The sequence below is a fragment of the Stenotrophomonas sp. GW821-FHT01H02A genome (assembly GCF_059422145.1).
In genome coordinates this window covers 405,225-423,757 of record NZ_JBWKWI010000001.1, presented here as the reverse complement: position 1 = coordinate 423,757, position 18,533 = coordinate 405,225, and the positions used below count along the sequence as shown (strand labels likewise).

At 65.1% G+C, this 18,533-nt stretch carries 17 protein-coding genes and 5 tRNA genes; 1 reads left to right on the top strand and 21 read right to left on the bottom strand.

Annotation, left to right across the window (positions count from 1 at the left end; genetic code table 11):
* Nucleotides 1–263: 263 nt before the first annotated feature.
* The 13 genes from rplL to AC07WC_RS01900 form a co-directional block, all read right to left on the bottom strand.
* Nucleotides 264–632 carry a 50S ribosomal protein L7/L12 gene (rplL, locus tag AC07WC_RS01960; protein ID WP_019186119.1) on the bottom strand — a complete coding sequence of 123 codons (369 nt, stop codon included), beginning with the start codon at nt 630–632 and terminating at the stop codon, nt 264–266.
* 62 nt (nt 633–694) lie between these two features.
* Nucleotides 695–1,228 carry a 50S ribosomal protein L10 gene (rplJ, locus tag AC07WC_RS01955; protein ID WP_088434028.1) on the bottom strand — a complete coding sequence of 178 codons (534 nt, stop codon included), beginning with the start codon at nt 1,226–1,228 and terminating at the stop codon, nt 695–697.
* Nucleotides 1,229–1,615: 387 nt separating this feature from the next.
* Entirely contained in the window at nt 1,616–2,314 is a 699-nt protein-coding gene (gene rplA, locus AC07WC_RS01950; RefSeq protein ID WP_495208549.1) for a 50S ribosomal protein L1, read from the bottom strand.
* Between the two features lie 4 nt (nt 2,315–2,318).
* Complete coding sequence (gene rplK / locus AC07WC_RS01945; RefSeq protein ID WP_019186116.1) at nt 2,319–2,747, bottom strand: 50S ribosomal protein L11; 429 nt, start codon at nt 2,745–2,747, stop codon at nt 2,319–2,321.
* A 243-nt stretch (nt 2,748–2,990) separates the two neighbouring features.
* Complete coding sequence (gene nusG / locus AC07WC_RS01940) at nt 2,991–3,551, bottom strand: transcription termination/antitermination protein NusG (protein ID WP_019186115.1); 561 nt, start codon at nt 3,549–3,551, stop codon at nt 2,991–2,993.
* A gap of 10 nt (nt 3,552–3,561) precedes the next feature.
* Complete coding sequence (gene secE / locus AC07WC_RS01935) at nt 3,562–3,969, bottom strand: preprotein translocase subunit SecE (RefSeq protein WP_019186114.1); 408 nt, start codon at nt 3,967–3,969, stop codon at nt 3,562–3,564.
* Nucleotides 3,970–4,013: 44 nt separating this feature from the next.
* A tRNA-Trp gene (locus AC07WC_RS01930) sits at nt 4,014–4,089 on the bottom strand.
* Nucleotides 4,090–4,191: 102 nt separating this feature from the next.
* Nucleotides 4,192–5,382 (bottom strand): elongation factor Tu, encoded by a 1,191-nt coding sequence (gene tuf, locus AC07WC_RS01925; RefSeq protein ID WP_019186113.1) that lies wholly within the window; start codon nt 5,380–5,382, stop codon nt 4,192–4,194.
* Nucleotides 5,383–5,423: 41 nt separating this feature from the next.
* A tRNA-Thr gene (locus tag AC07WC_RS01920) sits at nt 5,424–5,499 on the bottom strand.
* 47 nt (nt 5,500–5,546) lie between these two features.
* Nucleotides 5,547–5,620: transfer RNA gene (locus tag AC07WC_RS01915), tRNA-Gly, on the bottom strand.
* Between the two features lie 28 nt (nt 5,621–5,648).
* Nucleotides 5,649–5,734, bottom strand: a tRNA-Tyr gene (locus AC07WC_RS01910).
* 138 nt (nt 5,735–5,872) lie between these two features.
* Complete coding sequence (locus tag AC07WC_RS01905) at nt 5,873–6,886, bottom strand: isoaspartyl peptidase/L-asparaginase family protein (RefSeq protein WP_495208548.1); 1,014 nt, start codon at nt 6,884–6,886, stop codon at nt 5,873–5,875.
* Between the two features lie 111 nt (nt 6,887–6,997).
* A complete protein-coding gene (locus AC07WC_RS01900; protein WP_495208547.1) occupies nt 6,998–8,011 on the bottom strand; it encodes a cyanophycinase in 1,014 nt (337 codons plus the stop codon).
* A gap of 168 nt (nt 8,012–8,179) precedes the next feature.
* Between AC07WC_RS01900 and AC07WC_RS01895 the strand changes: the two genes are divergently transcribed.
* Nucleotides 8,180–10,927 (top strand): TonB-dependent receptor plug domain-containing protein, encoded by a 2,748-nt coding sequence (locus AC07WC_RS01895; RefSeq protein WP_495208546.1) that lies wholly within the window; start codon nt 8,180–8,182, stop codon nt 10,925–10,927.
* A gap of 633 nt (nt 10,928–11,560) precedes the next feature.
* Here the strand turns inward: AC07WC_RS01895 and ychF are convergent.
* The 8 genes from ychF to AC07WC_RS01855 all read right to left on the bottom strand — a co-directional run bounded on the left by ychF (nt 11,561) and on the right by AC07WC_RS01855 (nt 18,519).
* Nucleotides 11,561–12,652, bottom strand: a complete 1,092-nt coding sequence (ychF, locus tag AC07WC_RS01890) for a redox-regulated ATPase YchF (protein ID WP_088434937.1) — start codon at nt 12,650–12,652, stop codon at nt 11,561–11,563.
* Between the two features lie 94 nt (nt 12,653–12,746).
* Nucleotides 12,747–13,325, bottom strand: a complete 579-nt coding sequence (gene pth / locus AC07WC_RS01885) for an aminoacyl-tRNA hydrolase (RefSeq protein ID WP_495208545.1) — start codon at nt 13,323–13,325, stop codon at nt 12,747–12,749.
* Nucleotides 13,326–13,406: 81 nt separating this feature from the next.
* Nucleotides 13,407–14,021: a 50S ribosomal protein L25/general stress protein Ctc gene (locus tag AC07WC_RS01880; RefSeq protein ID WP_070426684.1), complete on the bottom strand. Its 615-nt coding sequence runs from the start codon at nt 14,019–14,021 to the stop codon at nt 13,407–13,409.
* Between the two features lie 105 nt (nt 14,022–14,126).
* Entirely contained in the window at nt 14,127–15,086 is a 960-nt protein-coding gene (locus AC07WC_RS01875; protein ID WP_495208766.1) for a ribose-phosphate diphosphokinase, read from the bottom strand.
* Between the two features lie 136 nt (nt 15,087–15,222).
* A tRNA-Gln gene (locus AC07WC_RS01870) sits at nt 15,223–15,299 on the bottom strand.
* Nucleotides 15,300–15,308: 9 nt separating this feature from the next.
* A complete protein-coding gene (gene ispE / locus AC07WC_RS01865; RefSeq protein ID WP_495208544.1) occupies nt 15,309–16,178 on the bottom strand; it encodes a 4-(cytidine 5'-diphospho)-2-C-methyl-D-erythritol kinase in 870 nt (289 codons plus the stop codon).
* Nucleotides 16,175–16,834 carry a lipoprotein insertase outer membrane protein LolB gene (lolB, locus tag AC07WC_RS01860; RefSeq protein ID WP_495208543.1) on the bottom strand — a complete coding sequence of 220 codons (660 nt, stop codon included), beginning with the start codon at nt 16,832–16,834 and terminating at the stop codon, nt 16,175–16,177. The genes ispE and lolB overlap by 4 nt, the downstream gene beginning before the upstream one ends.
* A complete protein-coding gene (locus AC07WC_RS01855; RefSeq protein WP_495208542.1) occupies nt 16,831–18,519 on the bottom strand; it encodes a tetratricopeptide repeat protein in 1,689 nt (562 codons plus the stop codon). The genes lolB and AC07WC_RS01855 overlap by 4 nt, the downstream gene beginning before the upstream one ends.
* Between the last annotated feature and the right edge of the window lie 14 nt (nt 18,520–18,533).

The following is an 18,533-nucleotide window of genomic DNA, read 5'->3' as shown; positions in this document are numbered from 1 at the left end:
CACGACCCGAGGGGAAACTGAAATTGTCAGTTGGAAGTCGCTGGTATTGCCGGCACCAGCACGCCTTCTCCCGCTACTTCCAACTGCCAACTCGTCTGCATCCACTCCCCTGCCCGCGCGCCTGGGCGCCGCTGTAGCAGAGGATGACCGCAGCCCGTGTTGGGCTCGTATTTCGGGTGTTGCGTGAAACGACCAAAGGCCGGGGGCTTACGCCCCCAGCCTTGGCTGCATCGCCGTGTTTCGATGGCGAGGCAAGGAACTGCTTACTTGACTTCGACAGTCGCGCCAGCAGCTTCCAGGTCCTTCTTGAACTTGGCAGCGTCGTCCTTCGAAGCGGCTTCCTTGATCATGCCGCCGGCTTCTGCCAGATCCTTCGCTTCCTTCAGGCCCAGGCCGGTGATGGCACGGACGGCCTTGATGACTTCGACCTTCTTGTCGCCGGCCGACTTCAGGATGACGTCGAATTCGGTCTGCTCTTCAACAGCGGCAGCCGGGCCAGCAGCAGCAGCTGCGGCGACCGGAGCAGCGGCGGAGACGCCGAACTTCTCTTCGATGGCCTTGACCAGCTCCATCACTTCCATCAGGGACTTCTCGGCGATGGCGTCGACGATCTGTTCGTTGGTAAGGGACATTTTGATTACCTTTGGATAATTTTCTGGGTTGAGGTTCCGTTCGGAACCACGGAAACGTCGACTCAGGCGGTTTCGGCGACCGGCTCGGCAGCGTCAGCGGTTTCACCGCCACCCTGCTTGTCGGCCACGGCCTTGACGGCGCGGGCGAACATGGCAGCCGGCTCGGACAGGACGCGGGCCAGCATGGCCAGGGCCTGATCACGGGTCGGCAGCGAGGCCAGCACGTCGACATGACCGGCCGGGAACAGTTCCCCGCCGATGGCCACGACTTTTGCCTGCAGCTTGTCGTTGGTCTTGGCAAAATCCTTGATCAGGCGACCGGCTGCGCCGGGCTCCTCGAGCGAGAACGCGTACAGCAGCGGACCGACGAGTGCGTCTTTGGCGCATTCGTATTCGGTACCTTCCACTGCACGTGCCGCCAGCGTGTTCTTGACAACTTTCAAGAAAACGCCGGTTTCGCGTGCCTGCTTGCGCATCGCGGTCATCTGGGAGACCGTGGTGCCAGCGTATTCGGCTGCGATCAAGGAGTGAGCCTTGGCGGCGACGTCTGCCAGCTCGGCGACTACTTCTTGCTTCTGGGACAGATTGAGAGCCATTGCACTCCTCCAATTGAACTCCGCTTACGGCTCCTGCCGTGTGCGGTCCTGGGCGGCATCCGTCCTGGACGCCGGGAACATCAGGTGATGTTCCAAGGGTGGGCCGTTCTAGACCTGGATGGCCAACCTGGGAGAACCCAGACGTGCGTAAACCAGAAAAACTCCAGAAGGGCACCATCTACGCAGGGTGATTCCCGGGGGAATCGATTAAGCGTTCGGTACTGCGCCGGCGGCGACTCCCTGCCAATGCGAGCATCCCTGCCCGTCGCCGGTATGTACTGACCGCGCCTGCGGTCTTTGACGGCTATCTCCGCGGGGCGAACCCCACTCGGATTGCCTTCAAATATCGCGGGTACCGGACCTGAGCCCGGTACCCGCTTGAAACGATTACTTCAGCGACAGCGACGACTGGTCGACGGTGACGCCCGGGCCCATCGTCGAGCTGACCGAAACCTTCTGCAGGTAGGTGCCCTTCGAGGTGGCCGGCTTGGCCTTGATCAGGTCCATCAGCAGCGCCTGCAGGTTCGACTTCAGCGCGTCTTCGGCGAAGTCGGCCTTGCCGATGGTGCAATGGATGATGCCGGCCTTGTCGGTGCGGTAACGCACCTGACCCGACTTGGCATTCTTGACGGCTTCACCCGGGTTGGCCGAGACGGTGCCGACCTTCGGGTTCGGCATCAGGCCGCGCGGGCCGAGCACGGTGCCCAGCTTGCCCACGACGCGCATGGCGTCCGGGGTCGCGATGACGACGTCGTAGTTCAGATCGCCGGCCTGCATCTTCTCGGCCAGATCGTCCATACCAACGGCTTCGGCGCCAGCGGCCAGGGCTTCGTCAGCCTTGGCGCCAGCCGGGGCGAAGACGGCAACGCGCACGCTCTTGCCGGTACCGGCCGGCAGCACGGTGGAACCGCGCACCTGCTGGTCGGACTTCTTGGCGTCCACGCCCAGGCGCACAGCAACGTCGAAGGACTCGACGAACTTGGCCTTGGCAGCGGTCTTCAGGATCTTGATCGCGTCCTCGAAGGCATATGCCTTGCCCGGGACGACGGCGGCCTTGATGGCCTTCTCACGCTTGGTCTGTGCCATCTTCTTAACCCTCCACCACGAGGCCCATGGAACGGGCAGAACCGGCAATCGTGCGCACTGCGGCGTCCAGGTCGGCGGCCGTCAGGTCGGCTTCCTTGGTCTTCGCGATTTCTTCCAGCTGCTTACGGGTCACCTTGCCCACCTTTTCGGTGTTCGGGCGCTTGGAGCCCGAGGAGATGCCAGCAGCCTTCTTGAGCAGCACGGCGGCCGGGGTGCTCTTGGTGATGAAGGTGAAGGTACGGTCCGAGTAGGCCGTGATGATGACCGGCACCGGCAGACCCGGCTCCAGCTTCTGCGTGGCGGCGTTGAAGGCCTTGCAGAATTCCATGATGTTCAGGCCACGCTGACCCAGCGCAGGACCGACCGGCGGCGAGGGGTTGGCCTGACCGGCCTTCACCTGCAGCTTGATGTAACCGACAACTTTCTTTGCCATGAGTATGCTCTCCGGGTGCTAGCGCCTTGCGACAACAGGCTCCCCATCGGACCGGGAATCACGCGTCCCGGCATCGCGTTTTGAATTCACGCAGAAGGCCACCTTGCGGCGGCCCTTGCTTTTTGCCAGCTTCCTGGCAGGAAGCCGCGCACTATATCAGGTTTTTTCCGCCCTTGCCTGCAGGCTCGCGGGCACCGGCTGTTCAGGTTCCGGGCGGCCGCCCGGAACCCTGCTGCCCCAGGCTCAGACGGCCTTTTCGACCTGGCCGAACTCGAGCTCGACCGGGGTGGCACGACCGAAGATCAACACCGAGACGCGCAGACGGCTCTTCTCGTAGTTGACTTCCTCGACCACGCCATTGAAGTCGTTGAACGGACCTTCGGTGACACGGACCATCTGGCCCGGCTCGAACAGCACCTTCGGACGGGGCTTTTCCACACCTTCCTGAACGCGGTCCAGGATGGCGGCAGCCTCTTCATCACGGATCGGCAACGGACGGTCGGCGGTGCCGCCGATGAAGCCCATCACCTTGGACGTATCCTTCACGAGGTGCCAGCTTTCGTTGTCGATGCGCGGAATGCCGTTTTCTTCGTGGGTCTCGATCTGGACCAGCACGTAACCCGGGAAGAACTTGCGCTCGGAACGGCGCTTCTGGCCAGCGCGCATTTCAACCACTTCCTCGGTCGGGACCAGGACGTCACCGAAGCGCTCCTGCATCTCGTCACGCACGATGCGATCGCGCAGAGCCTGCGCCACCGACTTTTCGAAGCCCGAATAGGCGTGAACGACGTACCAACGCTTCACTGGTTTCTCCTTATCGACCCAGGAACCACTGGGTCAATTTCTGAATCACGAAGTCAAATCCGCCCAGCAGCAGGCTGAGGATGATCACCACGACGATCACCACCCAGGTCATGCGAATGGCTTCCTGGCGCGTCGGCCAGACCACCTTGCGCAGTTCGAAACGCGATTCGGAAAGGAATTCCCGCGTGTCGCGACCCTTGCCGGTCAGCAGGAACACGCCGAGGCCGGCCACCAGGCCAACGACAACGGCCAGACCGCGAAGCGGACCGGCCCATGCACTCTGTGAGGCGTGCTCAGGAGCACCGAACCAATACCAAGCAAAAAGACCCGCCAGCACGAGGATCGCTGCGGCGGCGTACTTGACGATGTCACCTCCAGTGGAGGCGTTGTCTTTGGAATGCTCGATCTTGCTGTTCATCCGGCTCTGGCTGCTGTGGCGGCATAGCCGCTGGAAGGGAGAAGTGGCACGCCAGGAGGGACTCGAACCCCCAACCTGCGGTTTTGGAGACCGCTGCTCTGCCAATTGAGCTACTGGCGTACTGAAAAAACTTGCCTTCCCTAAGACGGCGAAGGCGGACCGAGGTTCCCGGCCCGCCACTCGCGAGACCGGCAGCGCAATGCAACCGCCGGTATTACGCTGTTACTCGAGGATCTTGGAGACCACGCCGGCGCCGACGGTACGACCGCCTTCACGGATGGCGAAGCGCAGACCTTCGTCCATGGCCACCGGGTTGATCAGGGTGACCACCATCTTCACGTTGTCGCCCGGCATCACCATTTCCACACCTTCCGGCAGCTCGCAAGCGCCGGTGATGTCGGTGGTACGGAAGTAGAACTGCGGACGGTAACCCTTGAAGAACGGGGTGTGGCGGCCGCCTTCATCCTTGGACAGGACGTAGACTTCGGCGTCGAACTTGGTGTGCGGCTTGATCGAACCCGGCTTGGCCAGGACCTGGCCACGCTCGACGTCGTCACGCTTGGTGCCGCGCAGCAGCAGACCGGCGTTGTCGCCTGCCTGACCCTGGTCGAGCAGCTTGCGGAACATTTCCACGCCGGTCACGGTGGTCTTCTGGACCGGACGGATACCGACGATTTCGATTTCTTCGCCGACCTTGATCACGCCGCGCTCGATACGACCGGTCACCACGGTGCCGCGACCCGAGATCGAGAACACGTCTTCCACCGGCATCAGGAACGGCTTGTCGACGTCACGCTCCGGGGTCGGGATCCAGCTGTCGAGGGCTTCGACCAGCTTGATCACGGCCGGCACACCGATCTCGCTCTGGTCGCCTTCCAGCGCCAGGCGGGCCGAACCCGAGATGATCGGGGTGTCGTCGCCCGGGAAGTCGTACTTGCTCAGCAGCTCGCGGACTTCCATTTCAACCAGTTCCAGCAGCTCGGCGTCATCGACCATGTCCGCCTTGTTCAGGAAGACGACGATGTACGGCACGCCGACCTGACGCGACAGCAGGATGTGCTCGCGGGTCTGCGGCATCGGGCCGTCAGCAGCGGAGCAGACCAGGATCGCGCCGTCCATCTGGGCAGCACCGGTGATCATGTTCTTGACGTAGTCAGCATGGCCCGGGCAATCGACGTGGGCGTAGTGACGAACGGTGGATTCGTATTCGACGTGCGCGGTCGAGATCGTGATGCCACGTGCCTTTTCTTCCGGCGCGGCGTCGATCGCGGAGTAGTCCTTGAACTCACCGCCAAAGCGCTCGGCACCGATCTTGGTCAGTGCGGCGGTCAGCGTGGTCTTGCCGTGGTCGACGTGACCGATGGTGCCGACATTGACGTGCGGCTTGGTGCGCTCGAACTTACCCTTGGCCATGGCTGCTTATCTCGAAATCGTCTGAATTGGTGGCACTTAGATGGTGCTCACGAAAGGAATCGAACCTTCGACCTCCTCCTTACCAAGGAGGTGCTCTACCGACTGAGCTACGTGAGCGAGTTTTGTATTATGGCACGAATTTGAATATATTCAAATTCATTCAATGGAGCGGGAGACGGGGATCGAACCCGCACCATCAGCTTGGAAGGCTGAGGTTCTACCATTGAACTACTCCCGCATCGGAAGCTCTTGCCACAACATGAAACTGGTGGAGGGAGGTGGATTCGAACCACCGAAGGCGTAAGCCAGCAGATTTACAGTCTGCCCCCGTTGGCCGCTTGGGTATCCCTCCTTACCACCCTGTCCCGTGGCGCCGAAGCGTTTTCGGTGTGGGGTGGAAGAGCCGTGAATTTTGGGGATAAACGGGGGTTCTGTCAACAACCTTTTTGAATTTTTTCACACGAATATCGAATTGCCTTGCCGGGACAGGCTATTGGCCCGGCAGCGGCAGGGTTTCGCTGGCGAAGATCGCCACGTGCGGCACGCCGTCGGCGCCGATCCAGCCGCGATACATGCCCTGGGTGTTGAACGGCGTCGCGGCGCGGCCATCGGCGGAGAGCACGATCGCGCCACCATCGCCACCGAGGGCGGGAATGCGCTCGTTGATCACCGCACGTCCCGCCTCCGCCGGCCCCTGCTTGAGGTACTGCATGCGTGCGCAGATATCGTGCGCGGCCGCGGTGCGGATGTAGTACTCGCCCCAACCGGTACCGGACACCGCGCATCCTGCATCGGCATAGGTGCCGGCGCCGATGATCGGTGAGTCACCCACACGCCCGTAGCGCTTGTTGGTCATCCCGCCGGTGGAGGTGCCCGCGGCGAGCTTGCCGTCCTTGTCCAGTGCGACCGCGCCGACCGTGCCGAAGTGGCGCGCCGTTTCCAGATCCACATGGGCCTGTCCGCTCGCTTCTTCCTTGAGTGCCTTCTGCAGCTGCTGCCATCGTTTGTCGGTACGGAAATACGACGGGTCCACCAGGGAGATGCCCTGGCTGGTGGCGAAGGCTTCGGCGCCCTGCCCGACCATCATCACGTGCGGAGAATGCTGCATCACCGCCTCGGCGAGCAGGATCGGATTGCGCACGCGCTGCACCCCGGCCACCGCGCCGGCCTTGAGCGTGGCGCCATCCATCAGTGAGGCATCCAGTTCGTTGCGGCCATCGTGGGTGAATACCGCCCCTTTGCCTGCATTGAAGGTGGGATCGTCCTCGAGCACGGTGATCGCCGCGGTGACGGCCTCCAACGCCGGCTTGCCCGCCGCCAGCGCGGCATGGCCTTTCAACAGCGCCTGCCGCAGGGCCGCGCGCGCGGCTTTCTCTTCGGTGGGCGAGAGATCCTTGCGCTCCACCCCCGCTCCCCCATGGATGACCAGCACCGGCTCGGCGGCGGTGGCCGCCAGCGGGATCGACAGATACAGCGAGAGCAGCAAGGCGCTTGGACGGGGCATGGGCAACGCACTCTGATCGGACGGGAACCCCATCATGGCGACACGGACGCACCGTGGGTAGAGCCTGACCCGGCAGCCACGATGCTGGGCCAGGCGCCGGATGGCCATGCGCTATCGCAGCTGCAGGCGTCCCTTGCGGATGTCCGCCGTCATCTCGAACGCCGCATCGTCCACCCGGAAGCCATCCAGGTGCAGGCGACTGCCCTCGCCCACGCCGGTGACCGGGACGGCATGGAAATCCAGCGGCCTGCCGCCACGCAGGCGATCGGCGGTGTGCCGCGGCATCACCAGCCAGGCGTAGCCGCCATCACGACTGAACACCTGGCCGGTGCCATCGGCTTCCACGCACAGTGCAGTGTCCTCGTCCACGCCGATCCCGACCATGTCCTGCTGCCCGCTGCGCTGCGCCGCACGGGCCACGAACACGATCAGGCGGCCGAGCCGGTCGCGCTTGCCGAAATGGGTATCGGTGACCACATTGGCCAGGTACGGCATCGTCAGGAAATCGCTGTCCAGGGTGACTGCCTTGCCCATCGGATCGCGCAGGGCGCGCCGGGAGGTGACGCTGCCACCGTCCAGGGCGCCATAGCTGTAGCCGCCCAGGATGGCCAGCCCGGCACTGGTGCCGGCGATCGGCCGGCCGGCGCGGACGTGCGCATTGAGCGCCTGATTCACCGCCGTGCCCTTCCAGAAGCGGATGTAGCGCGACTGGTCGCCGCCGGCGATGAAGATCGCATCGGCGGCGGCGATCACGCCCAGCACCGCCGGGTCATCGGCTGCGCGGCGGTTGTTGAACACGAGGGTCTGGACCGAGGCTGCCCCGCCGATCTCCCGGTACAGGCGGCGCTGCAGGTCGTCGGCGCCGGAGGCGCGCAGGATCACCACCCGGCCGTGGCGGGCACGCTCCAGCCACCAGTGGAAGGCGGCCGGCACCCACTCGCCGCCGCCCATCAGCAGCATCGCCGGCTCGGTCTGCGTCGCCGGCGGTGTGCCCAACGCGCCGATCTCGTAATAGCGGTAGCCCGGGTCCTGCAGACTGCGCGACACCTGCGCGGAGAGGGGCACCGAGGGCACGGCAAGCAGCAGCCAGAGAAAGGCGCGGAACGGCCGGAAACCCTTGTGCACGTTGACCTCCCTGAACAAAACGGGCCTGTAAGCGCTTTCACTCTTTGCCAGAGAAATTGGAAGTGGTCAACCCCGTAAAAAAGGCGTTAAATGCGCGCCGTCCATTCGCGAAATGTGAATGGGGGACAGGCCTCCCTCGAGGCCGACACTTTCTTCTCGAGAATTCTCATGCGTAAACAGGCGATGGCGTGGTCGATCCAGCTGGCGTTGATGGGTGTGGCCGCAACCGCGGGGGCGCAGGCGCCCGCCCCCGGGGTGCAGCAACTGGATACGGTGCAGGTCACCGGCTCGCGCATTCCGCGCGCGCAGGTGGAAGGCCCGGCCCCGGTCACCGTCATCACCGCCGAGCAGATCCAGGCCAGCGGCTTCACCAGCGTGCCGGACGTGCTGCGTTCGATGACCCAGAACGGCGGTGAAACCCAGAGCCAGCAGTCCTCCAGCGGCGCCGACTTCTCCCCCGGCGCGCAGCAGGTCGACCTGCGCGGCCTCGGCCCCAACCACACCCTGGTGCTGGTCAATGGCCGTCGCATCGCCGATTTCCCGATGCCCTTCCAGGGCCGCAGCAACTTCACCGATGTCTCCAACATCCCGATCGGGATGATCGAGCGCATCGAAGTGCTCACCGGCAGCGCCTCGGCGATCTACGGCTCGGACGCGATCGCCGGCGTGGTCAACTTCATCCTGAAAAAGCAGGTGGATGGCACTACGGTGGACATGCGCATGGGCACCACCAGCGAAGGCGGCGGTGAGTCGTTCGACATGAGCATCGCCAGCGGTTTCGATGCGGGCCGTTTCAGCGCGGTCTACAGCCTGGAACTGCAGTCGCAGACGCCATTGTGGGCGTATGAGCGCAGCCAGCAGGATTCCACCCTGGACGCACCCACCGAGAGCGCCCGCGCCGCGCGCCGCGCCTACCTGCGCACCGACTACAACGACGACTACCTCGATCCGGGCCAGGCCACCTGCGATGCGCTGGCTGGCCAGAACAACGGCAGCACCCAGTACGCCGAACGTGCGCGCTATGGCTTCTACTGCGGCAGCGACAGCTCGATCGGCTACGGCACGATCCTCAGCAAGCGCCGCGGCGCCAACGGCTACGCCTCGCTGCGGTATGCCTTCGACAATGGCGCGGAATGGTTCGCCGATGTGCAGATGGGCTACCACGACCTGGCGCTGATGCGCGACGTCACCCAGTGGGGCCGCATGGCCGCCGATGGCAACGAAGACGGCTACTTCTACAACCAGGCCACCGACCAGGTGGAGTTCTGGCAGCGCCAGTTCTCGCCCGAGGAAATGGGCGGCCTGGACAACGGCATGGTGCGCAGCACGCAGAAAACCTTCAGCGTGACCACCGGCTTCAAGGGCGCGCTCGGCGCGGACTGGGAATACGAAGCCTCGCTGAGCCACTCGCAGTACCAGTCCAGCATCCGCTGGCCGCAGATCATCGCCGCCAGGGCCAATGCCCTGTTCCTGGGCGAGCAGCTGGGCGAGTACACCGATGACGATGACAACGTGTTCCCGGTGTTCAACGCCGACCCGGCGCGCCTGTACCGCCCGCTGAGCCGCGGCGAGTACGACTCGATCGCCGCACGCACCACCTATACGCCGAAATCGCGCACCGATACCGCCGCGCTGACCCTGACCAACGGCGAGCTGTTCGAGCTGCCGGGCGGCAAGGCCGGCTTCGCGGCGACCGCCGAGTTCGGCAACCAGTCCTACGCGCTGAATCCGGACCCGCTGGCGACGCAGTACTACTACTACAGCTGGAAGGATTCGGACGGCCACGGCAGCCGCAACCGCTGGGCCACCGCGGCCGAACTGCGGCTGCCGCTGCATGACACGTTCAACGTGAGCGTGGCCGGTCGTTTCGATCAGTACCGCTATTCCGGCAACACGATCGGCAAGGCGACCTGGAGCGGCGGCCTGGAGTGGCGCCCGATCGACACGCTGCTGGTGCGCGGCTCCTACGGCACCGCCTTCCGCGCGCCGGACCTGCACTATGTGTATGCCGGCCCGGGCAACGATGAAACCAGTGCCAACGACTACTACACCTGCGCGGTGGACGGCGGCGATGACTGCTCGGACTACGAAGAGAACCTGATCCGCACGCGCGAGGGCAACCGCAAGCTGGACCCGGAAACCAGCACCTCGTGGAGCGCCGGCTTCGTGTGGTCGCCGGCAGTGGGGCTGGACCTGTCGGTGGACTGGTTCGACATCGACATGCGCGACCAGGTGCAGGACATGGACGTGAGCACGATCCTGCGCGACGAGGCAGCCTGCCGCCTGGGTGGCGCTGATCCGGCCTCGCCGACCTGCGTGGATGCGATCAGCCGGGTCACCCGCACCAGCGATGGCCGCCTGTACGGGGTGCATGTGAGCCCGATCAACATCGCCCGCGAGACGACCCGCGGCATCGACGTGGGCCTGCGCTACCGGCTGGGCACCGGGATCGGCGACTTCATCTTCAGTGGCAACCACACCTGGGTGAAGACGCACGACTTCCAGCAGTTCGAGGGCGACGTGGTCGAGGACCAGTTCGCGGTCAACAGCGGTTTCGATATCCCGCGCACCAAGACCAGTGCGAGCGTGACCTGGGAGAACGCGGCATGGTCGGCCACGCTGTATGGCTCGCGCCTGGGCAGGCTGCCGACCTACGACAGCTACGACCAGAGCTTCGACCCGGACAGCGGCGACAGCCCGTGGATCGGGGCGACGTACCGCTACAACGTGTCGCTGCAGTACCGCTTCGATGATCATTCGCGCCTGTCGCTGTCGGTGGTCAACATCGCCAACAAGATGCCGCCGAAGGATGCGACGTACACGCCGTATCCGTACTACGACGTGTCCTGGTTCGACACGGTGGGCCGGACGATCAATCTGCAGTACACGCACAAGTTTGGCGGTACGGCGTTGTAGGACGCCGTTTCCCAGGCCAATGCGGGATCAGGGACGGAGGCATGGCCTCCGTCTTTTTTTTGGTCGCCGGGTGGGCTCTTGAAGGTTCATCGCCAGTGGCGGAATGCGCACCGCAGGCACGGGTGCTACCGGGCGCTGGCCGGCGTCATGCATGCCCCGGATGTGCCTCGTTGTTTTCCACACATCGCGTGGAGAGGCATGGGGGCTTACTGTGGACAAGTGCATGCAAGCCATGCAGGGCAACGCTTTCATGGCATGGCTGTTTTTTATCCACGCGGCGGTGGCGGTTTTCCACACAGTGCGTGGAAAGCGATGGGGGTTTGCTGTGGACAACCCGGTGTGAACGATGCACTGCAACGGTTTTCAGCGGTGGTCAGAAATTGTCCACGCCGCGTGGCGGGCAGGTCTGCCGGGTTGCCGGCCAGCGGCCGGCACTATCGTCCGCAGGTTCTCCACACGGTGCGTGGAGAGGCGTGGGAGTTTGTTGTGGACAAGTGAGGCAGAGGCATGCCTGGCAAGCGTTTCGATGCCTGGTCATTTTTTGTCCAGATCTCCATGGCGTGGATCACGCTGGTCCACGAACGCAAACGCCCCGCTCAGGGCGGGGCGTCGCGGGCATCAACGTGCAGCAAATCAGACGTTGAAGCGGAAGTGCAGGATGTCGCCTTCCTGGACGCGGTACTCCTTGCCTTCCAGGCGCAGACGACCGGCTTCCTTCGCGCCGGCTTCGCCCTTGTACTTGATGAAGTCGTCATACGCGATGGTTTCGGCGCGGATGAAGCCCTTCTCGAAGTCGGTATGGATCACGGCGGCGGCCTGCGGAGCAGTGGCGCCCTTGCGCACGGTCCATGCGCGGACTTCCTTCACACCCGCGGTGAAGTAGGTCTGCAGACCCAGCAGCTGGTAGGCAGCGTAGATCACACGGTTCAAGCCCGGCTCGGACAGGCCCAGGTCGGCCAGGAAGGTATCGCGGTCTTCGTCATCGAGCTGGGACAGCTCTTCTTCGATCGCAGCCGAAACCGGCACCACCTGCGCACCTTCTTCGGCGGCGCGGGCACGCACGGCGTCCAGGTGCGGGTTGTTCTCGAAGCCGTCTTCCAGCACGTTGGCGATGTACATCACCGGCTTGAGGGTCAGCAGGAACAGGTCACGGACCAGGGCCTTCTCTTCCTCGTCCAGGCCGGCGGTACGACCCGCCTTGCCGTCGGCCAGCGCGGCCTGCAGCTTGGCCAGCACCGGCTTGCGGGCCGCCGCTTCCTTGTCGCCGCCCTTGGCGGCGCGCTCGGCGCGGTTCAATGCCTTCTCGACGCTGTCCAGATCGGCCAGGGCCAGCTCGGTATCGATGGTGTCGATATCCGACAGCGGGTCGACCTTGTTGTTGACGTGGATGACGTCGGCGTTCTCGAAGCAGCGCACCACATGGGTGATCGCGTCCACTTCGCGGATATGGGCCAGGAACTTGTTGCCCAGGCCTTCACCACTGGCCGCGCCGGCAACGAGGCCGGCGATGTCGACGAACTCCACCGCGGTCGGGATGACCTTCTGCGGGTTGATGATCGCGGCCAGCTCGTTCAGGCGCGGATCCGGCACCGGCACGATGCCGACGTTCGGCTCGATCGTGCAGAACGGGAAGTTGGCCGCGGCGATGCCCGCCTTGGTCAGCGCATTGAACAGGGTCGATTTGCCGACGTTGGGCAGACCGACGATGCCGCATTTGATACCCATCTTTGACAACCTCTGGGGTGAACGTGATTGGGAAAAAGGCGCGGTGTGTTCGCCGTTTTACCAATCATTCTCCGTACCGACCAACGGTCGGTACCTACTTGGGGGTGTGCAGCCGCTTCATCGCTTCGCTGAAATCGCCCTTCACTGCCAGCGGCAGGACGTCGATCGCATCGTTGACGGCGTGTCCGATCAGCACATCGTCGTCCTTGCTCGCGCGCCCCAGCACCCACGGCACCACGCGGTCCTTGTGACCGGGATGGCCGATGCCGATGCGCAGGCGGTGGAATTTTCCGTGGCCGAGCAGGCGGATGGTGTCGCGCAGGCCGTTCTGGCCGCCATGACCGCCGTCGAACTTAAGCCGGGCCACGCCAGGCGGCAGGTCCAGTTCGTCGTGCGCCAGCAGCGTCTGTTCCGGTTCGATCTTCCAGAAGCGCTGCGCGGCAGTGACCGCTTTGCCACTGAGGTTCATGAAGGTGGCGGGCTTGAGCAGCCACACCGGCTGGCCGGCGATGTCGACCTTGGCGGTCTCGCCGAACAACTTGCTGTCCACGCTCCAGCGCGCGCCGGCCTGTTCCACCAGGGCGTCAATGAAACGAAACCCGGCATTGTGCCGGGTCTGGGCGTGCTCGGGTCCGGGATTGCCCAGACCAACGATCAATCGCAATCCTGTCATCACTCTTCTTTCGTCGGTACCGGCCCTGTGCCGGCACATACAGAAACGGCGCCTGTCCCGGAGGACAGGCGCCGCAATCACTTACTCTGCAGCCGGCGCTTCGTCGGCAGCTTCTTCCTTGCCGAGCTTGGCGGTGACGATCGCGTCGTCATGGTCCTTGCCCTGGGCCAGGGCCGGGATCTCGACGCCCTTCGGCAGCTTGATGTCCGACAGGTAGATCACATCGCCAGCCTTCAGGTCGGCCAGGTCGACGTCGATCGATTCCGGCAGGTCCTTCGGAAGGCAGGTGATGGTCACTTCCTTCAGTTCGTGGGTGACCACGACGTCGGCAGCCTTGCCGGCGGCCGAGGTGTCTTCATTGATGAAGTGCAGCGGCACGCTGGCGGTCAGTGCTTCGTTCTCGTTCACGCGCAGGAAATCCAGGTGGATGATCAGCTGCTTGAACGGGTGGCGCTGCATGTCACGCAGCAGCACCTTGGTGACCTGGCCGTCCAGGTTCAGGTCCAGGATGGACGAGTAGAACCACTCGTTCTGCTGCGCCAGCCAGATCTGGTTGTGGTCCAGGTTGATGTTGATCGGAGCGACGTCGCCGCCGTACACGACGGCCGGGATCACGCCGGCGTGACGCAGGCGGCGGCTCGCACCCTTGCCCTGCACGTCACGAGCGGTGACCTTGATTTCATGAGTCTTGGACATTGTTTTACTACCAGTTGATGCCTCGCCCTGCGGCGAAGCGGTGAGGGGACATCCGCGACCAGATGTCCCCGGGAAACCACCCACCGTTGCCGGCGGGCGGAAAAATCAATCCACGTACAGCGAGCTGACCGACTCACCGAAGGCGATGCGGCGCATCGTCTCGGCCAGCATTTCCGCCACGCTGAGCTGGCGGATCTTGCTGCACACCCGCGCCTCTTCACGCAGCGGGATGGTGTCGGTCACCACCAGCTCATCGAGCTGGGAGTTGTTGATGTTGTCCACTGCCGGGCCCGAGAGCACGGCGTGGGTGCAGTACGCGGCGACCTTGAGGGCGCCGCGCGCCTTCAGGGCTGCAGCGGCCGCACACAGGGTGCCGGCGGTGTCGACGATGTCATCGACCATCACGCAGGTCTTGCCTTCGACGTCACCGATGATGTTCATCACGGTGGAGACGTTGGCGCGCGGCCGGCGCTTGTCGATGATCGCCAGATCGGCATCATCCAGGCGCTTGGCGACGGCGCGCGCACGCACCACACCACCCACGTCCGGGGACACCACGATCAGGTTCTCCGTGCCGTAGGCGCGCCAGATATCGGCGAGCAGCAGCGGCGAGGCGTACACATTGTCCACCGGCATGTCGAAGAAGCCCTGGATCTGGTCGGCATGCAGATCCACCGTCAGTACCCGGTCAGCCCCGACAGCGCTGAACATCTTTGCAGCCACCTTGGCGGTGATCGGCACGCGCGAGGAACGCATGCGGCGATCCTGGCGCGAGTAGCCGAAATACGGCACCACGGCGGTGACACTGTTGACCGAGGCGCGCTTGAGCGCATCGATCAGGACCAGCAGTTCCATCAGGTTCTCGGCGCTGGGCGCACAGGTCGGCTGGATGACGAAGACGTCCTGCTTGCGGACGTTTTCCTCGATCTCGACCTGCACCTCCCCATCGGAGAAGCGCGACACCAGTGCCTTGCCAAGCCGCACCCCCAGTTCCTTGCAGATGCTCTGCGCAAGGCGCTTGTTGGCGTTGCCGGAAAATACCAGCAGGTTGGGGTGTTCTTGCATCATGACGGTCTCGGGCGGGAGCGATTGGCGGAGAACTGGGCCGCCGGCACCCGGAGGTGTCTGCGGTGACAACACCGCGGCGTATGCACCGCGCCCGCGCAGACATGCGCATGGAGTCGCGGCAGATATCCGCTAGTGGCAGGGGCGGGAGGATTCGAACCTCCGAATGCCAGGATCAAAACCTGGTGCCTTGGGCCTCTTGGCGACGCCCCTGCATCAAAATCAGTAACGCTCGAGTACATCAAGCAGTGGCGAGCGCTCCACGCCCGCAGCCACCCATGCCCGCAGTTCCTTCGGCAATTGCGCCAAGCCCTGCTCTGCAGCAGCGCGCGTGGCGAACTCGACGAAACAACCGCTTCCCGACCCGGTGAGTCGTGCCCGGCCGATACTGCTCAACGCTGCGAGCGCTGCCGCTACGGCAGGTTCGCGGCGGCGCAGGACCGGCTCGAACGCATTCCCGAGCAAAGACCCGGAAGCGAAGTCCGCTATTTTCGCCACTGGGGCGTCGCGCGTCAAATCCGGTGATGCGAAAAGTGCGGGGGTCGGCACGTGAACGCCGGGATGGACCAGCACGAACCAGGCCGGCGGCAGCGCGATCGGGGTCAGTACTTCCCCCACACCCTCGGCCCAGGCGTTGTGCCCGCGCACGAAGACCGGCACGTCCGCGCCCAGCTGCAGGCCCAGCGCAGCCAGCGCGTCGACGTCCAGGCCGGCGTTCCAGAGCCGGTTGAGCGCGACCAGGACGGTGCCGGCATCGGACGAACCGCCGCCGAAGCCGCCGCCGGCAGGAACGAGCTTTTCGACGCCGATATCGGCACCTTGAGCGATGTTCGCCACGCGCTTCAACAACTTGGCGGCACGCACCGCCAGGTCATCGTCCTCGGCGACGCCGGCCACCGAGGTGCCTTCACGGCGGATCCGGCCGTCGTCCCGCACCCGCAGGTGGATGCGATCGCCCCACTCGAGCAGGCGGAACACGGTCTGCAGCTGGTGATAGCCATCCGGGCGCCGCCCGGTGATGTGCAGGAACAGGTTCAGCTTGGCCGGGGCCGGCCAGGTCGACCAGCCGTCGGCCGTCGGCAGCATGCTCATGGGCCGGCCAGCACCCAGCTGTCGACCACCAGGCGGACCTTGGCGTCGCCATTGACCGCTTCGATCCGGCGCGGCAGCACCGGGCGACCGGCTTCCGCGGGGTACCAGTCCAGGTACTGGATCTCCCAGCCCAGCTGCTGCACACGGCGCGGGCGGCCTTCGCCGTCGCGCTCGATCCGCTCGGCCGGGGCGGCATCGGCCACCAGGCCGCGCACCCAGTCGGGCAACTGGTTGACCGGAATATCCCAGCCAGTGGCCTCCAGCAGGACCTGCTGGGCATCGTCACCCTCGCGCGTCCCGCCTTCCAGGCCTTCCAGGCGCCCGCCCTCGTGATGGCTGTCACCGGTCAGCTTCCAGCTCTGCCGGGTGACCGGGGCACTGAGTTCGACCACGTAGCCTTGCGCCTGCTGCTGCCAGTCGATGCGGCCGTTGCCGCCGTTCTTGCCCTTGCTGATCGCCACCCGGCCCTGGAACGACCAGGCCGGCGACGCGCGCACGGCGGCGACGCGCTCGGCCTCGGCCTGCTGGGCCGCGGGCGAAACGGTGGTGACCACGGCCGGGGCGGAGGGCGCCTTGCGCTCATCCAGCGATACACAGGCCGAGAGCGACAACGCGACGGCCACGGCAAACGCGGCCTTCAGGAACAGCAGATTCATACGCCGTATTTCTCGATCACGCGCTGCAGGGCGCGGTTGTCCGGGTCGAGCTTGCGGGCCTCTTCAAAGAAGTGGCGCGCCTCGTCCTTCTTGTTCAACACCCACAGCACTTCGCCGACATGCGCGGCGATCTCGGGATCCTTGGCCAGGGTCCAGGCCCGGCGCAGCTGCACCAGCGCTTCTTCCGTGCGGCCCAGGCGATACAGCACCCAACCATAGCTGTCGACGATGGCGGCGTTGTCCGGCTCGGCGACGCGCGCGCGGTCGATCAGCTCCAGGGCCTCCTGATAACGCTGGGTGCGGTCGGCCAGGGTGTAGCCCAGCGCGTTGAGCGCGGCGATGTTCTCCGGGTCGGTGACCAGCACCTTGCGCAGGTCGGCCTCGGCACGCGGGATGTCATCGCGGCGCTCCCAGGCCAGCGCGCGGGCATACAGCAGCGCGTTTTCATCCGGATACGCCGCCAGGCCACGGGCCAGCGCGTCCAGTTCACCGACATCGTCGTTGCCGCGCTGGCGCAGTTCGGCCTCGAGCAGATAGGCATCGCGGCGGGCATCGTCATCGACGGTGGCATCGGACTGGATCGCGTGCACTTCGGCCAGGGCCTTGTCGGTGCGGCCCAGTTCGTTCTGCGCGTTGGCCGCACGCAGCCGCGATTCATCGCGCTCCGGGCCACCGGGCACGCTGTGGTACCAGTTGACCGCCTCCTCGTAGCGCTTGAGGTACTCGGCGATCTTGCCCAGCAGCAGGCGCTGGGCCGGGTCCGGCTTGGTCGCCTGCCTGGAGATGTCGGTATACAGGGCCAGCAGGCCCGGGTCGTCCTTCTGCTTGGCCAGCAGCGAGGCGCGCATGCCGTAGGTCTGCACGTCCTGCGGGCCAACCGCCAGCACGCGCTCGGCCGCGGCCGGCTGGCCCATCAGGTCGTAGGAGATCGCCACCGCGTTGCGCAGTTCCGGGTCCTGCGTGGTCCTGGGCTCCACGCCTTTCAACAGGGCCAGGGCCTCATCGGTCTTGCCGGCCTGGTTGAGCTGGCTGGCATGCAGCAGGGCCACGCGCGGCTCATCCGGGAAGCGCTTGACCACCTCATCGACCATGCGCCGGGCCAGCTCGGGCTGTTCCATGCGCATCGCCAGGCGGCCGAACTCCTGCCAGACCTCCAGGCGATCGGGAATCGCGTTGGCATCGACCAGCTCGCCCAGCACCTGGGCTGGCACCTTGGGATCGCTGCCGCCGCTGATCAGGGCGCCGATCGCGAACTTCCAGGCGGTGGGGTCCGGATCCTTGAGCAGGGCCTGCAGTTCGGTGCGGGCCGCCTTCACCTTGTTCTGGCGCATATCCAGCGCGGCGGTGCTGCTGCGCATGGCCAGCGAACGGGGCGCGCGCTGCTCCCACAGGGCCAGCGCACGGGCGGCACGCTTGTCATCGTTGGCCAGCATGGCGATCCGGGCCGCCCGCTCGGCCAGCCCGGCATCGCCCTCGCTGGCCTCGGCCGCCTCCAGGTACCAGCGCGCGGCATCGCCCAGTTTGCCGGCCTGCAGGGCGAATTCGCCCGCCATGACCGGGGCCAGGGGAATCGCCTCGGCCGTGCTGTCCTTGCCCTTGACCGCGACCGCCGACGGGGCGGCCAGGGCGTTGGCGGTGAACAAAGACAGCAGCAGAACGCTGGAGATGCGAATCAATGCGGGCATCGGGGGCATCTGAG

What these genes read in the sequence shown, in the direction of transcription:
- rplL (WP_019186119.1), bottom strand. Translation starts at nt 632, where the DNA reads ATGTCCCTTACCAACGAACAGATCGTCGACGCCATCGCCGAGAAGTCC.
- rplJ (WP_088434028.1), bottom strand. Translation starts at nt 1,228, where the DNA reads ATGGCTCTCAATCTGTCCCAGAAGCAAGAAGTAGTCGCCGAGCTGGCA.
- rplA (WP_495208549.1), bottom strand. Translation starts at nt 2,314, where the DNA reads ATGGCACAGACCAAGCGTGAGAAGGCCATCAAGGCCGCCGTCGTCCCG.
- rplK (WP_019186116.1), bottom strand. Translation starts at nt 2,747, where the DNA reads ATGGCAAAGAAAGTTGTCGGTTACATCAAGCTGCAGGTGAAGGCCGGT.
- secE (WP_019186114.1), bottom strand. Translation starts at nt 3,969, where the DNA reads ATGAACAGCAAGATCGAGCATTCCAAAGACAACGCCTCCACTGGAGGT.
- tuf (WP_019186113.1), bottom strand. Translation starts at nt 5,382, where the DNA reads ATGGCCAAGGGTAAGTTCGAGCGCACCAAGCCGCACGTCAATGTCGGC.
- AC07WC_RS01905 (WP_495208548.1), bottom strand. Translation starts at nt 6,886, where the DNA reads ATGCCCCGTCCAAGCGCCTTGCTGCTCTCGCTGTATCTGTCGATCCCG.
- AC07WC_RS01895 (WP_495208546.1), top strand. Translation starts at nt 8,180, where the DNA reads ATGCGTAAACAGGCGATGGCGTGGTCGATCCAGCTGGCGTTGATGGGT.
- ychF (WP_088434937.1), bottom strand. Translation starts at nt 12,652, where the DNA reads ATGGGTATCAAATGCGGCATCGTCGGTCTGCCCAACGTCGGCAAATCG.
- pth (WP_495208545.1), bottom strand. Translation starts at nt 13,325, where the DNA reads ATGACAGGATTGCGATTGATCGTTGGTCTGGGCAATCCCGGACCCGAG.
- AC07WC_RS01880 (WP_070426684.1), bottom strand. Translation starts at nt 14,021, where the DNA reads ATGTCCAAGACTCATGAAATCAAGGTCACCGCTCGTGACGTGCAGGGC.
- AC07WC_RS01875 (WP_495208766.1), bottom strand. Translation starts at nt 15,086, where the DNA reads ATGCAAGAACACCCCAACCTGCTGGTATTTTCCGGCAACGCCAACAAG.
- ispE (WP_495208544.1), bottom strand. Translation starts at nt 16,178, where the DNA reads ATGAGCATGCTGCCGACGGCCGACGGCTGGTCGACCTGGCCGGCCCCG.
- lolB (WP_495208543.1), bottom strand. Translation starts at nt 16,834, where the DNA reads ATGAATCTGCTGTTCCTGAAGGCCGCGTTTGCCGTGGCCGTCGCGTTG.
- AC07WC_RS01855 (WP_495208542.1), bottom strand. Translation starts at nt 18,519, where the DNA reads ATGCCCGCATTGATTCGCATCTCCAGCGTTCTGCTGCTGTCTTTGTTC.